The following is a 14484-nucleotide window of genomic DNA, read 5'->3' as shown; positions in this document are numbered from 1 at the left end:
TGGGTGGGGGCTTGTGTAGCGCCTAGGGGTGGTGGGTGAGTCGGGGCCGGGCCGGGGGGTATCCGTCCTCGGTCGGGCGCCACTGTTTCTTCGACGGGGCACCCGGTGCCGGACGCCCGCCGCTGCGGGCGGACACCCCCCGTCCCGTCCCCTTACCGCCGTACGCGCCTGCACGACGCCCAAGGCCCGCCTGGCCTTCTGCCCGAGGGCGACTGCACGCCCTGCTTTTAAGGGGCGCGGGGAACTGCGCGACGAGCCCCCGCGGCGCCGCACCCGCCCAACAACCCCTCCCACCCCCACCGGGACGGCGTCTCAGTGGCCGGTGTACGGCAGGAGGGCCATTTCGCGGGCGTTCTTGATCGCTCGGGAGAGTTGTCGCTGCTGTTGGGCGCTGACCCTCGTCACTCGGCGGCTGCGGATCTTGCCGCGGTCGGAGATGAACTTCCGGAGGAGGTCGGTGTCCTTGTAGTCGATGTAGGTGATGCCGGCCGCGTCGAGGGGGTTGGGGCGGTTCGCGGTGGGCTTGCGGGACGGGGTGCGGGGCATGGTCAGACCTCCAGGAGGGTGTCGAAGGCGGGCGGGAGCCGTTTCCAGGCGGACCGGCCCGCGGCGTACTCGGCGTCGGTGAGCAGGCAGGACTCCAGGAGGTGTTCGAGGCCGTCGCGGTCGAGGCCGGGGGACGTGAAGACGAGGTGCTGGCAGCGGTCGCCGTGCGTGGGGTGCCAGTCCAGGGCCGCGGCGGCCCGGCGGACGGGCGGGACGAGGTCCCAGGCCGCGTCGGGGAGGGACGCGAGCCAGGGGCCGACGCTCTCGACGCAGAGGGCGCCGCCGGCCGCGTCCAGTGCAGGAGCGTGTCCGGCCGGTCGGCGAGCCAGAACCGGCCCCGGCTGCGGGCGGCGGCGCAGGTGATGTCCTCCAGCGCCGCGTACAGCCGCCCCGGGTGGAAGGGGCGGTCGCGATGCCATACGAGGGTGGAGACGCCGTGGGCGTCGGCCTCCGCGGGGCGGGTGTTCAGCGCTCCTCTCGGAAGTCGACGTGGCGTCCGGCGACCGGGTCGTACTTGCGCAGCGTCATACGGTCCGGGTCGTTGCGGCGGTTCTTGCGGGTCACGTAGGTGTAGCCGGTCCCCGCCGTGGACCGGAGCCTGATGACCGGGCGGAGTTCGTTGCGAGCCATGCTGATACCTTAATGGAAATGAATTCCATTAGCGATATCGCTACGCTGATCCATTCAGGAGAGGTACGTCACCCATGTCCGCGCACTGCATGCTGACCGGGGCCCGGCCCGGCTTCGGGAATCGCGTCTCCCACTCCCACCGGCGGACCTCGCGCCGCTTCGATCCCAACGTCCAGAGCAAGCGGTACTGGCTGCCGGGCGAAGGGCGGTATGTGCGGCTGCGGCTGAGCGCGAAGGGGCTCAAGACCGTGGATCTGATCGGTGTCGAGGCCGCTGTCGCGCGGATCCGCGCCCGGGGGGTGCGGGTCTGATGGCCAAGAGGAGCAAGATCGCGCGCAATGAGCGGCGGACGGAGATCGTCGCCCGGTACGCGCTGCGGCGGGCCGAGCTGAAGGAGATCATCCGGCGGCCCTCGTCGACCGAGGAGGAACGGCTCGCCGCCCAGCGGGAGTTGCGGCGCCAGCCCAGGGACGCGAGTGCCACGCGCGTACGCAACCGGGATCAGGTGGACGGGCGGCCTCGGGGGTACTTCCGGGCGTTCGGGCTGTCGCGGGTGTCGCTGCGGCAGCAGGCGCATGCCGGGTATCTGCCGGGGGTGCGGAAGTCGTCCTGGTGATCCGGGTGCCGGGGCGTTCCTGGTGGGTCCGGTGAATCTCACAGCTGGTGCCCATGGGGCGGACGGCCGTCCCTGGTAGCTTGCTGCGGGTGTCTCGGCCAGCGCCGCGTCGGCCCGCTACTGCTTGGGAGCTACCAGTGAATTCGGCGACCTTCACGCGTCCCTCTCGCACGGTGTCGCGCCGGCGGGTGCGCATCGCCGCGGCAGCCGCGGGTCTGGCGGGTGCGCTCGTGCTGACCGCGTGCAGCGGCGGCGGTGGCTCCAAGGACGGGTCCTCGTCCACGCCGAGCGCATCGGCCTCCTCGGGCTCCACCGCGGACACGGGTGGCGGCAGCGGCTCGGCGACGAGCGCCTCCGACGATCTGCAGGGCAGCTGGCTCGCCACGACCGACGGCAAGGCGATCGCACTGGTGATCACCGGTAAGCAGGCCGGGCTCTTCTCGACCGGCGGAGCCGTGTGCAGCGGCAGCGCCGGCAACGAGGCCGGGATGGAGATGATCCATCTGACCTGCACGAAGGGCAACAAGGAGCGGGCCACGGGGATGGTCGACTCCGTCAGCGAGAACGCGCTGAAGATCACCTGGTCGGGCAGTCTCGGCAAGGAGAGCTACACCAAGGCGGAGGGCGGGCAGCTACCGTCGGGGCTGCCGACGGCGAGCCTCGGGCAGTAGCCGGCGAGCGGCCCCGAACCACCCAGAGAACCAAGGACCTTCATGCGCGCCATCCCCCTCACCGTCGCCGCCCTTGCCGCGGCCCTGCTTCTGACCGGCTGCGACGGCGGTGGTGGCAGCAGCAGCAGCGGCAGCGGCGGCAGCAGCAGCAGCGGTGACAGCAAGAACGGCACCGCCTGCTCGCTCGACCGGGTCGCTCTGGAGGTCGGCCCGGCGAGTGTCGCGCCGTCCGTGGGCGACACCGGGCAGGTGCCGGTCACCGTGACCAACCGGGGCTCGAAGTGCACCCTGGACGACTTCCCCGGTGTCCGGCTGGCGCGGGGCGGCGACGACGTCTCCCTCCCGGCCGAGAAGGGCGCCACGGCGCAGAAGCTGACCCTCGCCAAGGACGAGGCGGCCACCTTCACCATCACCTACCAGCGGGGCAGGAAGGGCGACAAGCTCAGCCTCGACGCGGACACGCTCAAGGTCTCGCTGCCGCCCGGCGACACCAAGGCACAGAGCTTCAAGTGGACCTACGGGTCCGTGGCCGCCAAGGGCGACATCGGCAAGGTGATCGCCTCCGTCAGCGCCTTCACCCAGGCCGGCGACTGAGGTCGGTTCACGGCAGCCGCGGCCGGGCGCCCATCCGCGCCCGGTCGGCGGCCTCGGCGCCCTCCGTCCAGCCCGCCGCGTCGGTCACCCCGCGCAGCCGGGTCGTGGTCGTGTCCGGGAACATACGGTCCGTGTGCGCGGTGACGGCGACCTCGCGGGAGGCGAGGACCGGGAGCAGGTCGTCGGTCACCTGGGTCTCTGCGGCCGCGGCGAGACGTATGCCCATACGGTGGGCGTAGGCGGCGAAGAAGGACTGGCGGAAGGTCTTGGTGCGTCTGCGTCCGCCCGCGCGCTGGGCCGCCTCGGCCTTCGTCATCGCGTGCGTGGCCTGCACGAGCAGTGAGGTGTAGAGCAGCTCGACCGCCTCCAGGTCGCCCTCGAAGCCGACGACCGTGGAGAACGCGAACGGTTCGTTCCACACCGTCCGGCAGTGGTTGGCGGTGGCGACCGCGTCCAGGAGGACCGCCTTGGCCTGCTCGTACGGCGGCTCGACACCGATGCGGCAGGCGCCGGGCGTGTCCGGGGCGGGCGCGCGGGCCGCGAGCAGCGCCTCGTCGATGCTGTAACGCGCCGTCAGCTCCTGCGCCTTGGCGGTGAGCGCCTCCGCCTCCTCCGGGAACCCGGTCGCCTCGGCCTTGGCGAGCAGCGCGCGGATACGGGTCAGCATGCGGGACTCGGGGGCGGTACGGCGTCCGGCCGCGCCCGGCCCGGCGTCGTCCCGTTCGCGCTCGTCGAGGGGTTCGAGGGCCGGCAGCCGCAGCAGCAGACGGTACAGCTCCAGGACGGCGGTCGCTTGCGAGAACCGGTCGGCGCGGGGCGCGGCCCGGGGGTCTACGGCGGTGTCCGCGGCGAGCTCGTCCAGCTGCGCGCTCCAGCGGGGGCCGCGCGGACGGTCGTACGGCGCCTGCTCGCGGACGAGTGCCGACGCCAGGCGTACGTGTACGTCGTCCAGGTCGCGCCGCACGAGGCGGAGCACATCGGCGGGCTGCCAGCCACGCTGCCAGGCCGAGGCGATGAAATCCCTCCCGCGACGGGCCAGTTCGGCGTCGGCGGCGGAGTCGGCGGCCAGCAGGGACGCGCCGGTGTCGAGGGCGGAGTCGGAATCGGCGTACAGGGCGGCCCTCAGGGCCCGGTCGACGGTGCCGGCGCTGGTGCTGGACGTGGTGCTCACTCTTCGATCGTGACATGCGGGACCGACAACCGGGCGCGGGGCGGCGGGACGGACCGTGCCGGGCGGCGCCTTCGACGGTGTCGGCCGGGGCTCAGCCGTGGAGCAGGGCCAGGGCGCGGTCCAGGGCCTCGGGGGCCGGGCAGGGGATGTCGGGGTGGACGCCGGTGCCCTCCCAGTTGGTGCCGGAGACCGGGTTGATCGCGCGGGCCACCGGGATCGTGGCCTCCAGGTTCGGGTGGACGGTCCAGCCCTCGCGCGGGTGGGCGCCGCCGCGGGTGGTCTCCCCCACGACCACCGCGCGGCCCAGCTGCTGAAGGTCGTAGGCGAGCTCCTCGGCGCCGGAGAAGGTGCCGGAGGCGGTGAGGACGTGGACCGGCTTGGCGCCGCCGAAGCGGGGGCCGGGGACGTGCGGCAGGGTCCAGGACTGGTCGTGCCGCTCACCCGCGCGCGTGTACAGGGTGTTGAGGTGGGTGCGCTCGTCCAGGAGGTAGCTGCAGACGAAGGCGACGGTGTCCGGGTCGCCGCCGCGGTTGGACCTGAGGTCCAGGATCAGGGCGTCGGCACGGGCGACCAGGTTGAGCGCGGCGGCCAGCGGCTCGGCGGACCAGGCCAGCGGGAAGAGGGCGGGGGCCAGTTCGAGGAGGGCCGCGCCGCCGGCCAGCAGCTGCACGCGCGGGACGCCGCCCAGTGAGGCGTCGAAGTCACGGCGCATCGCCGCCAGCGCGGCCTCGCCCTGACCCCGCGGGACCTGTTCGGGGTGGTACTTGAGGCGCAGATGCGGATCGCCGTTGACGGACTGCAGGTCCGCGGTGACCAGACCGCCGAGCTCCTCGGCACTCTCCACGTCGTACGCGCCCTCCGCCAGGCGCCGGCGCAGCAGCGCGGCCAGCTGTTCGGCGACGTCCGGGAAGACGTACTGCTCGGTGAGGAGGCGCACCGTCTCGTCGAGGACCGCGGGGACGTCGGTGACGGGGGTGGTGGAGGTGAGGGCAGGGGCGGGGTTCGTCGTCGGGGTGGTCGGGGTGGTGGTCGTGGTCATGGCAGGTGAGTCAATCACCGTTCCTTCACGCGCCACAGCCGGTTTCACGGGACTCGGCGAGTTTCACGGGAGCCGTCGAACGGCCGAGCCGGGGCGTTGTCAGTGGTGGGTGCGAGACTCGGCGCATGGCTGATCGGTGGGCGCTCGCTCCGGCCGAGGACGGCGGCGTGGAGGTCGCCCCCCTCGGTCCCGGCGGGGTGCTCGCGGGGCCGGTGCGCCGGGAGGCGGGGCTCGCGGAGGCCGTGCGGGGGCGGCCCGAGGTCGCGCGATGGGTGTGGCGGTCCACGGCCGAGGTGTACCCGCGACTGCTCGCCGCGGGGGTGCGGGTCGAGCGGTGCTACGACGTCGAGGACGCCGAGACCCTGCTGCTCGGCCATGAGGGGCGCCTGGGTGAGCCCCGGTCGGCGGCCGCCGCCCTGGCGCGGTTGAGGGGCGGGCCCGTGCCGCCCGATCCCCCGCAGCGTTCCGCCGAGCCGGGCGCGCAGTCCTCCCTCTTCGAGCCGCGCGCCACCCATGTGCCGCTCTCCGACCTCGTCGAGGTGTACGCCGAGCAGCAGCGCCGGCACGACACCACCGCGCACCCGGACCGGATGCGGCTGCTGACCGCGGCCGAGTCGGCCGGGATGCTGGTCGCCGCCGAGATGAACCGCTCGGGGCTGCCCTGGAGCGCCGAGGTGCACCGTCGGGTGCTCCACGAACTGCTCGGTGAGCGGTACGCGGGCGGCGGTGAGCCCCGCAGGCTCGCCGAGCTCGCGGACGAGGTGTCGGCGGCCTTCGGGCGGCGGGTGCGGCCCGATCTGCCGGCCGATGTCATCAAGGCCTTCGCCCAGGCCGGGATCAAGGTGAAGTCCACTCGTCGCTGGGAGATTCAGTCCGTCGACCATCCGGCCGTGAAACCGCTGGTCGAGTACAAGAAGCTGTACCGGATCTGGGTCGCCCACGGGTGGTCGTGGCTGCAGGACTGGGTGCGGGAGGGGCGCTTCCGGCCCGAGTTCATGGCGGGCGGGACCGTCACGGGCAGATGGGTCACCCATGGCGGGGGCGCGCTCCAGATCCCCAAGGTGATCCGGCGAGCCGTCGTCGCCGACCCCGGCTGGCGACTGGTCGTCGCGGACGCCGACCAGATGGAGCCGAGGGTGCTGGCCGCCATCTCCCGCGACCCCGGCCTGATGGAGGTGGCCGGGCGGGAGACCGACCTGTACCAGTCGGTGTCGGACCGGGCCTTCTCCGGCAACCGCGACCAGGCCAAGCTCGCGGTGCTGGGCGCGGTGTACGGGCAGACCTCCGGCGACGGCCTGAAGAACCTCGCCGCGCTCAGACGCAGGTTCCCCAGAGCGGTGGCCTACGTCGACGACGCGGCGCGGGCCGGTGAGGAGGGGCGGCTCGTGCGGACCTGGCTGGGCCGGACCTGTCCGCCGGCGGCGGGCGCGGGCGAGGGCGCGGTGGAGGAGGCGGGCCTCCCGCAGGACGAGCCCGGTGAGGTGACGGGCGGCGCCGGAGCCGGGGGTGAGTGGGTGCCGGGGTACGCCTCCACCAACGCCCGCGCGCGGGGACGGTTCGCTCGCAACTTCGTGGTCCAGGGGAGCGCGGCGGACTGGGCACTGCTCTTACTCGCCGCGCTGCGGCAGACCTGTGCGGGGATGGCCGCCGAGCTGGTGTTCTTCCAGCACGACGAGGTGATCGTGCACTGTCCCGAGAAGGAGGCGGAGACCGTCGTACGGGCCATCCGTGAGGCGTCCGACCTGGCCGGACGGCTGACGTTCGGTCACACACCGGTGCGGTTCCCGTTCACCACCGCGGTGGTGGAGTGCTACGCGGACGCGAAGTGACCGCCTCCCGTCCGCTCGAGCAGCTCCCGCAGTTCCCTGACCACCGCCTTCTCGTCCGTGCCGCGCAGGGCGTCGAGGGCCGTGCGCCACTCTGAGTACGCGTCCTGGGGGTGCCCCGACTCCCTGAGCAGCAGACCGTGTTGGTGGCGGGCCAGGCCGCCGGTGTAGTGGTCGGCGCGGGTGTCGGCCCGGTGGAGGAGTTCGGCGCACTCGTGGGCGGCGCGTTCCGTATGACCGAGCAGGCGCAGGGCGCGGACCAGGCCGAGGCGGGTCTGGGACTCGCCGTGCCAGTCGCCGTGGCCGCCGAGGACGCGGAGACTCTCCTCGAAGTGCGGGAGGGCCGCGGCCGGTTCGCCGAGGGTGAGGTGGGCGTAGCCGATGTTGCAGTGCGCGGAGTGCTGGACGAGCACGGCGCCGAGTTCCCGGCCGATGGCGAGCGAGCGGCGGTGCTGCTCGATGGCGGCGCGCGGGTCGGTGTGCTCGTACAGGTTGCCCAGATGGCTGTGGGTCACGGCCTCGCCGTGCGGGTCGTTCAGCTGCCGTGAGTACTCCAGGCTGCGGCGCAGGGCACGGCCGGACTCCTCGTAGCGGCCCAGGCCTTCCAGGAGCAGGCCGCGGTTGTTGAGGCAGCGGCGAATCCAGGAGACCCGGTCGAGCCGGCGCCAGATGGTCAGGGCACGGTCGTTGAGGGCGAGCGCCTCGCTCTGCCGGCCGGTCAGGAAGTGCAGCCCCGCGAGGTCACCCAGCGCGTACGCCTCGGCCGCCTCGTCGCCCAGCCACCGGGCCAGCCGGAACGCGACCCGCCCGAGCACCTCCATCTCGGCGACACGGCCGCTGCGGTGGACATAGGGGAAGAGCAGGCGGATGAGGGTGGAGAGACGGGCGGCTCGGTGGTGAGGGAGGGAAGCGGGGAGGGGGCCGGCGTCGGCAGGGCCGGTGCCGACCGCGTCACCGGCGTGGCGCTCCACCAGCGCCAGGATGTTCTCCAGCTCCATGTCGCCCCAGGCGAAGGCCTGTTCGGCCGACTCGAAGGCGGGGAGAGACGCGACCTCCGCCGCGTGGTCGAGCGGCTGGGCAGCGGTCGGACGACGACGGTCGTCCCGGTCGAGCCCGGGCTCGACCATAGCGGCCAGGGCGTGTTCGGCTACGGCGGCATACCAGCGCAGGGCGGTGTCGGTGGCGCCGGTGGGGTCCGGGAAGGGGACGCCCGTCGCGACTGGGGCCGCAGGGGCGGGGCGACGGGGCTCGGCGGGGTCGGCAGGGTCGGGGCCGGCGGGGTCGGGGCCGGCGGCTTTGGGCGTGCTGGGTCCTTGGTCTCCGGCCGCTGGCACGGATCCCCCCGCTCCCTCCGCCAGTTCGCGGGCGAAGTCGCGGATCAGGTCGTGGGGGGTGTAGCGGCCGTATGCCGTTTCCTCCAGGAGGGCCACGTCCACCAGGCGGTCGAGGGCGGACTCGGTGCGGTGGGCGTCGGTCGCGGTGAGGCGGGCGAGGAGGGGGGCGCTGTACACCGGCAGGTCCAGGGCACCCATCGCCCGCAGGACGACGGCGGCGTCCCGGTCGGCCTCGCGGTCCGACGCGGCGAGGGCGTCGTGCGCCACGGCCAGTGAACGGCGGACGCTCAGGTCGTCGTACTCCAGATGGAGCAATCTCCCCTCGGTGGCGGCCAGTTGACCGGCCAGTACGTCAGGGGTGAGGGCCCGGCGCGCGGCGAGGCGGGCGGCGACGATGCGCAGGGCGAGGGGGAGGCGGCCGGTGAGTTCGACAAGGGGGTGAGCCGCGTCGAGTCCGTCCCGGCCGGAGACCGCCCGCAGCAGCGCCGCGCTCTCCTCGCCGGTGAGCGGGGTGAGGGGGTGGCGGCGGGCACCGTCGAGGGCGGTGAGGGGTGAGCGGCTGGTGACGATCACCGCGCAGCCGGGGCCGGCCGGCAGCAGCGGCCGTACCTGTGCGGCGCTCGCGGCGTCGTCGAGGACCAGGAGGGTGCGGGTCGGGGCGAGGAGGGAGCGGAGCAACGCGGCGGCCGCGTCCGGGTGTTCGGGGATACGGCGGGATTCGACGCCGAGGTCGCGGAGCAGCGCGGTGAGGGCCTGGGGAGAGGTGAGGGGGGTCATGCCGGGGGTGGCGCCGTGCAGGTTGACGTAGAGCTGACCGTCGGGGAAACGATCCCGCAGTTGATGGGCGACGTGCAGCGCGAGGGCGCTCTTGCCGACACCGGCCATCCCGCTGATGACGGCTACGGCCGGAACGCCGGTCAGACCGAGGGCGCTGCGCAACTCGTCGAGTGTGGCGGCGCGGCCGGTGAAGTGGGCTGGGGAAGGCGGCAGTTGGGCTGGGGAAGGCGGCAGTTGGGCCGGGGAGGGCGGTTGTTGGGTCGGGGAGGGTGGCTGTTGGGTCGGAGGAGACGGGAGGTGGGCAGGGTGTAGAAGCTCGCCATCGACGGTGTCGAGCCCTCCGGCGCCCTCCTCCCTACCGGCGACAGCCCCCCGCAGCACCTCCACATGCGCCTCCCCGATCGCCTCGCCCGGCTCCACGCCAAGCTCCTCCACCAGACGGGTTCGCAGGTCGCGGTGGACGGCCAGGGCCTCGGCGCGGCGGCCCGTGCGGTGGAGGGCGAGCATCAGCTGGCGGTGGTAGGACTCGCGGAGCGGGTGTTCGGCGGCGAGGGCGGCCAGCTCCGGGACGAGACGGTCCAGCCGGGGGCCGCCGACGGCGAGCTCGGCGTCGTAGCGCCACTCCAGAAGGAGGAGGCGGGCCTGCGTGAGGCGCTGCACATACGCGTATCCGCCGAGTTCGGCCGGCAGGCCGCTGAGCGGGGTGCCGCGCCACAGGGCGAGCGCGTCGGCGCACTCGCGCACGACGCGCTCCCAGTTGCGCGCGGCGTACGCGCCCCGCGCCGTCGCGAAGTGGCGTTCGAAGACCTGGACGTCCAGCTCGCCCTGTTCGACGCGGAGCAGATAGCCGAGCGGCACCGTGCGCAGCCGCTCGGGGTCGTCGAGGAGCCGGCGCAGCCGGGCCACATGGTTGTGGAGGGAGGCCTGCGCGGAGGCCGGGGGTACACCACCCCACAGCGCGTCCTTGAGGGACTCGACGGAGACGACCCGGCCGGCGTCCAGGAGCAGCGCGGCCAGGAGGGTACGGATCTTGGGGCTGCCGATCGTGGTCGCACCGGCCGCCCCGGTCCCGGAGTCCCCCGCCCCGCCCCCGACGTCGTACAGGACCGGTGTTCCCAGCAAGCCGAACCGCAGCTCGTGCCGACTCACGTCGCCCACAACCCACCGTTCTTGGCGGAATCCCGCCCTCGTCAGGACGGTTTCCCGCCACCCTTTCCCTCACCGGCCTCGCCGGAACCGGCCGTCCGCCCGGCCGTTCGTGGATGTCCTACGACGACTTCAGGCCGGTCGGCCGATCGCGGGGCGACCGCGAAGCGGAAGACCGTTGGCCACATGTTAGCGATCCGTTGGCGCGACCTGATGTGATCATTTCATCGGAGCCGGCCCGGGGGTGCGCGCGTACGACGCGTCGCTCGGGGGAGTGTCGCCGCCGCGGCCGGATCCGGGGGACGTCAGAGGGTCTCGGCCGTCGGAGGTGAACGGCCGGGACCCTCGTCCCCTCCCCCAGCAGGTGTTTTCGGATCAGATGACCGGCGGGCGCCCGAGTCGGGAAAGCCGCCACACCGTCCGCCACCGCATGGGCCGCCGCTCACCGGCGGGCTCCCGCAGCCCCTCCACGAACCCGCCGAACCAGGCCCTGAGGCCCGCGCGCGAACGCGTCCGTACGAGCGTGAGCGCCACCCAGACACCGAGGTGGACCGGGATGAGCGGCAGCGGCAGGCGCCTGCGGACGAGCCACACCCGGTTCCTGGCGTTGACGCGGTAGTAGATCGCGTGCCGGGCCGGGGACGTCTTCGGATGCTGGAGGAGCAGCTCGGGAGCGTAGAGGATGCGCCAGCCCGCGTCCGCCGCCCGCCACGCCAGGTCCGTCTCCTCGTGGGCGAAGAAGAACTCCGCCGGCCAGTGGCCGATCTCGTCCAGCATCGCCGTACGGAACGCGTGGCCGCCGCCGAGGAATCCGGTGACGTATCCGCCCCGCATCGGATCGGCGGCGCCGACCCTCGGCACGTGCCGCTGCTGGGTCTCGCCGTGCTCGTCGGCGATCCGGAAGCCGATGATGCCGAGGCGGGGGTCGGCCGCGAACAGCTCGGCCACCCGCGACAGCACATCGGCGTCGACCAGCAGCCCGTCGTCGTCCAGTTCGACCACGACGTCCACGTCCCCGAAGTCCCGCAGCACCGCCAGCGCCTCGTTGCGTCCGCCGGGACAGCCGAGGTTCTCGTCGAGTTCGAGGAGGGTGACCTCGCCGGGGAGGGTGAGCCGTCCGGCGACGTCGGGGAGCGGACAGCCGTTGCCGACGAGCACGATCCTGGTGGGGGCGAGGTCCTGCTTGGCCACCGACTCCAGCAGCGCGTCGACCTCGTCGGGGCGATTTCCCATGGTCACCACGGCGACGGCGATCCTCGGTTCCTGCCGGTCCCCCATGCCCTCACCCCATCCGGCGGTCGAAAACGTCGGCCGCGATGCTAGCCGTTCACGGTAAGGACTTTCTGAGTACGCCGTTTCGTATGCCAAGTCTTGGCCCGACACACAGCTCAGCTCACCCGTTCGTACGCCGGCTCACGCCTTCTTCCCCCGGTTCTCCCCCCGGCTGTCCTTCCGGTTCTCCTTCCGTCGTACGAACTTCAGGCCCGACCAGTCCTCCCCCAGCGCCGCCACCTTCACGTCGACGACTCCGAGCGGGAGGAACAGATCGCGCAGGTCGTTCTCGGCGATGTCGCTGACATGGCCCGCGGCCTTGCGTGGCCAGGCGATCCAGAGCATCGCGTGGTCGGCGAGGGCGGAGGCGAGGGCGGGCGCCTCGGCGGCCAGGTCGGCGTGGGCGCGGTAGAAGGCGACGGTGATGTCGGCCTCGGGGTCCGGGGACGCGTCGGACGTGAGGTCGACGCCGTCGGGGAGACCGGGGACGGGGAACGCGCCGGGCGCGTGCAGCAGGCTGACGCGGTGGCCGGCTTTGACGCCGATCTTCCTGGCGAGGGGCGTGCCGGAGTATCCACCGGCGCCCGCTCCGCGTGTATCCGTACCGCTCAACTCGACCTCCACCGGTGCCGGGCGGGAACCGACCTCTGGCCCGCTAGTCTGCCGCTCGTGCATGCGTACGAGGAACTCACGGCGGCGGAGCGCCGGTTGTGGGACGCGTATCCCACCGGCCGGCCCGTGGACTTCCGTACGGGCGGGCCGGAGGACGACCCGGACGGCGGGGCCGACTGGGGTGCCGGGCGCACCGTCCGGGCCTCCGTCGTGGCCGCCCTGCTGCTCGGCGGTAACCCGGGGCAGGCGGGAGGCAGACCGGCGCTGCGGCTGGCGGGGGCCCGGATCAGCGGGCGTCTCGACCTCGACGGCGCCGAGATCGAGCACGCGATGTGGTTCGAGGGGTGCTGGTTCGAGCAGGCGGTCGGGCTGTACGGGGCCGCCACCCGGACGATCGACATCAAGCGCGGCCGGCTTCCCGGACTCGATCTGACCATGGCGCGGGTGGCGGGCACGGTCTCCCTTCGCCGCACGGTGCTCAGCGGCCGGCTCGACCTGACGAACGCGCGCCTCGCCGGCGAGCTGGTGCTCGACCACGCGGTGATCGACGGCCCCGGCGACTGGGCCGTCTGGGCCGGCGGACTCGCCGTGGAGGGCTCGGTGTTCTGCAGCGGAACCACCGTGCACGGCGGCATACGGCTGCCGGGCGCGCAGCTGCCCGGTGGTCTGCACATGCAGGGGGCACGTCTGCTGCATCGCGACGGTGTCGCGCTGCTCGCCGAGCGGGCGGTGGTGGGCACCCTGGCGCTGTCCGATGGGTTCACGGCCGAGGGAACCGTGAGCCTGCGCGGCGCGGAGATCGCGGACCAGCTGACCCTCGACGGCGCCGTCCTCCAGGCCCCGGGCCTGGCCCTGGACTGCGCCCGCACGCAGACCGGCACCTTCGTCTTCACCCCGGCCCGGGCCCCGTCCGCGGCGGTGGACCTGAGGTACGCCCGGGTCGTCACCCTCCAGGACCGTCCCGACGCCTGGCCGGACACCGTACGCCTGCAGGGCCTGACCTACGGCTCACTCCACGAGAGCGGCGCCCTTCAGGGCCGGGCCGTGGAGCGCCGACTGGCATGGATACGGCGCAATCCCGGCTACGCCGCCCAGCCGTACGAGCAACTCGCCGCCTGGTACCGGCAGATCGGCCACGACGACGACGCGCGACGGGTGCTGCTGGCCAAGCAGCGTCACCGCAGAAGGACCCTGGGCCTGCCCGCCCGGCTGTGGGGGCACCTCCTCGACACCACCGTCGGCTACGGCTACCGCCCCTGGCTGGCGGGGCTCTGGCTCGCGGCCCTCGTCGTCCTCGGCACGGCGGTCTTCGCCGCCCACACCCCCAGACCGACCCAGCCCGGCCAGGTACCGCCCTTCAACGCCTTCGTCTACACCCTCGACCTGCTGATCCCCATCGGCGGCCTCGGCCAGCGCACGTCCTGGTACTGGCCGGGAGGAACGGCCGCGTGGCTGGCGTACGCCCTGGTCGCGGTGGGCTGGATCCTGACCACCGCGGTGCTCGCGGGGGTCACCCGGACCCTGAGCCGGCAGTGAACCGTGAGTCGGCGGTGAGTCGCCCGCCGGTGCGCCGAGGTCCGGGTCAGTGCCAGCAGGTCTCCTTGCCGCCGTCGCGCTCGGTGCCGACCGACACCGAGTAGGCGAGGCCCGTGCCGGCCTCGGGCTCGGGCGAGAAGCCCTTGGGACGGAGGGCGACGTCGAGCAGCAGATGCCGGCCCTTCTCGGTCCTGGTCCAGCAGGCGCCCTCCACGGTGGCGGGCGGTGCCCCGGGGGCGGGGTCCTTCTCGAACTTCCAGCCGGCCGCGGCGGCCGTCCTGGTGTAGTAGGTGATGACGTCGTCGGGTGTGCCCGGGAACGCGTACAGGCGGTCCGCGTGCAGCCAGGGCGCCCCGCTGCTGTCGTCGTCGCATCCTGTGGTCACGCCCACCCCGCGGTAGTTGGCGGGTGCCGAGGCACGCGCGGGCGCCGAGTCGAGCAGCGGCTGCTCGGCCAGCCGCTTGAGCTCGGTGGCGGTGCCGTGGCAGCCGTCGCCGCCACCGAAGGCGGAGCACGCGCCGAGGAAGGCGGTCGGCAGCAGAAGGGCCGCCGCCAGTAGGGCGCGGCTGCCGACGGACGATGATGTGGGGGACAACGGTGCTCCTGGGAGTACGAGGGGGGCGAGGGTGCGGGGACTGGTGACCGGGCGCGGCCCCCGAGGAGGCCGCGCCCGGTCTGTCGTGCGTTCGGACTACCGCTGATCTCCGACGGCCG

General features: G+C 73.4%; 14 protein-coding genes and 1 pseudogene. 6 read left to right on the top strand and 9 right to left on the bottom strand.

From position 1 onward, the window contains the following. Positions 1-312: 312 nt before the first annotated feature. From rpsR to rpmG, 3 genes and pseudogenes are all read right to left on the bottom strand, one after another. Positions 313-546, bottom strand: a complete 234-nt coding sequence (gene rpsR, locus ABZT17_RS36365; RefSeq protein WP_356355551.1) for a 30S ribosomal protein S18 — start codon at positions 544-546, stop codon at positions 313-315. Between the two features lie 2 nt (positions 547-548). Continuing rightward, positions 549-1003: pseudogene (locus tag ABZT17_RS36360) on the bottom strand (GTP-binding protein); the annotation flags it as partial. Between the two features lie 8 nt (positions 1004-1011). Beyond that, positions 1012-1176 (bottom strand): 50S ribosomal protein L33, encoded by a 165-nt coding sequence (gene rpmG / locus ABZT17_RS36355; RefSeq protein ID WP_064067341.1) that lies wholly within the window; start codon positions 1174-1176, stop codon positions 1012-1014. A gap of 74 nt (positions 1177-1250) precedes the next feature. On the opposite strand from rpmG, the gene rpmB reads away from it, so the two are divergent. From rpmB to ABZT17_RS36335, 4 genes are all read left to right on the top strand, one after another. Beyond that, positions 1251-1487, top strand: coding sequence for a 50S ribosomal protein L28 (gene rpmB / locus ABZT17_RS36350; RefSeq protein ID WP_356355549.1), 237 nt, complete (start codon positions 1251-1253; stop codon positions 1485-1487). Beyond that, positions 1487-1792 carry a 30S ribosomal protein S14 gene (rpsN, locus tag ABZT17_RS36345; protein ID WP_356355547.1) on the top strand — a complete coding sequence of 102 codons (306 nt, stop codon included), beginning with the start codon at positions 1487-1489 and terminating at the stop codon, positions 1790-1792. The genes rpmB and rpsN overlap by 1 nt, the downstream gene beginning before the upstream one ends. Positions 1793-1929: 137 nt before the next feature. Next, the gene (locus tag ABZT17_RS36340; protein WP_356355545.1) at positions 1930-2463 is read left to right on the top strand and encodes a hypothetical protein; all 534 of its coding nucleotides are present in this window, start codon (positions 1930-1932) and stop codon (positions 2461-2463) included. Positions 2464-2505: 42 nt separating this feature from the next. Further along, entirely contained in the window at positions 2506-3057 is a 552-nt protein-coding gene (locus ABZT17_RS36335) for a DUF4232 domain-containing protein (RefSeq protein WP_356355543.1), read from the top strand. A gap of 7 nt (positions 3058-3064) precedes the next feature. Here ABZT17_RS36335 and ABZT17_RS36330 read toward each other — a convergent pair whose 3' ends face one another. Both ABZT17_RS36330 and ABZT17_RS36325 read right to left on the bottom strand, forming a co-directional pair. Beyond that, positions 3065-4228: a DUF2786 domain-containing protein gene (locus tag ABZT17_RS36330; protein ID WP_356355541.1), complete on the bottom strand. Its 1164-nt coding sequence runs from the start codon at positions 4226-4228 to the stop codon at positions 3065-3067. A gap of 91 nt (positions 4229-4319) precedes the next feature. Beyond that, positions 4320-5267: a S41 family peptidase gene (locus ABZT17_RS36325; protein ID WP_356355539.1), complete on the bottom strand. Its 948-nt coding sequence runs from the start codon at positions 5265-5267 to the stop codon at positions 4320-4322. Between the two features lie 125 nt (positions 5268-5392). On the opposite strand from ABZT17_RS36325, the gene ABZT17_RS36320 reads away from it, so the two are divergent. Next, a complete protein-coding gene (locus tag ABZT17_RS36320; RefSeq protein ID WP_356355537.1) occupies positions 5393-7096 on the top strand; it encodes a bifunctional 3'-5' exonuclease/DNA polymerase in 1704 nt (567 codons plus the stop codon). Here the strand turns inward: ABZT17_RS36320 and ABZT17_RS36315 are convergent. The 3 genes from ABZT17_RS36315 to ABZT17_RS36305 all read right to left on the bottom strand — a co-directional run bounded on the left by ABZT17_RS36315 (position 7078) and on the right by ABZT17_RS36305 (position 12234). Then, entirely contained in the window at positions 7078-10353 is a 3276-nt protein-coding gene (locus ABZT17_RS36315; protein WP_356355535.1) for a BTAD domain-containing putative transcriptional regulator, read from the bottom strand. The genes ABZT17_RS36320 and ABZT17_RS36315 overlap by 19 nt on opposite strands. Positions 10354-10725: 372 nt before the next feature. Then, positions 10726-11628 (bottom strand): glycosyltransferase, encoded by a 903-nt coding sequence (locus tag ABZT17_RS36310; protein WP_356355534.1) that lies wholly within the window; start codon positions 11626-11628, stop codon positions 10726-10728. Positions 11629-11763: 135 nt separating this feature from the next. Then, positions 11764-12234: a DUF3052 domain-containing protein gene (locus tag ABZT17_RS36305; protein ID WP_356355532.1), complete on the bottom strand. Its 471-nt coding sequence runs from the start codon at positions 12232-12234 to the stop codon at positions 11764-11766. Between the two features lie 57 nt (positions 12235-12291). On the opposite strand from ABZT17_RS36305, the gene ABZT17_RS36300 reads away from it, so the two are divergent. Continuing rightward, complete coding sequence (locus tag ABZT17_RS36300) at positions 12292-13770, top strand: oxidoreductase (RefSeq protein ID WP_356355530.1); 1479 nt, start codon at positions 12292-12294, stop codon at positions 13768-13770. A 46-nt stretch (positions 13771-13816) separates the two neighbouring features. Here ABZT17_RS36300 and ABZT17_RS36295 read toward each other — a convergent pair whose 3' ends face one another. Continuing rightward, positions 13817-14365: a hypothetical protein gene (locus tag ABZT17_RS36295; protein WP_356355528.1), complete on the bottom strand. Its 549-nt coding sequence runs from the start codon at positions 14363-14365 to the stop codon at positions 13817-13819. Positions 14366-14484 lie beyond the last annotated feature (119 nt).

Source organism: Streptomyces sp. NPDC005648 (assembly GCF_040605395.1).
Lineage (GTDB): Bacteria > Actinomycetota > Actinomycetes > Streptomycetales > Streptomycetaceae > Streptomyces.
Note: the sequence above shows the minus strand (reverse complement) of the source record. Positions and strands in the feature narration are given on the sequence as shown.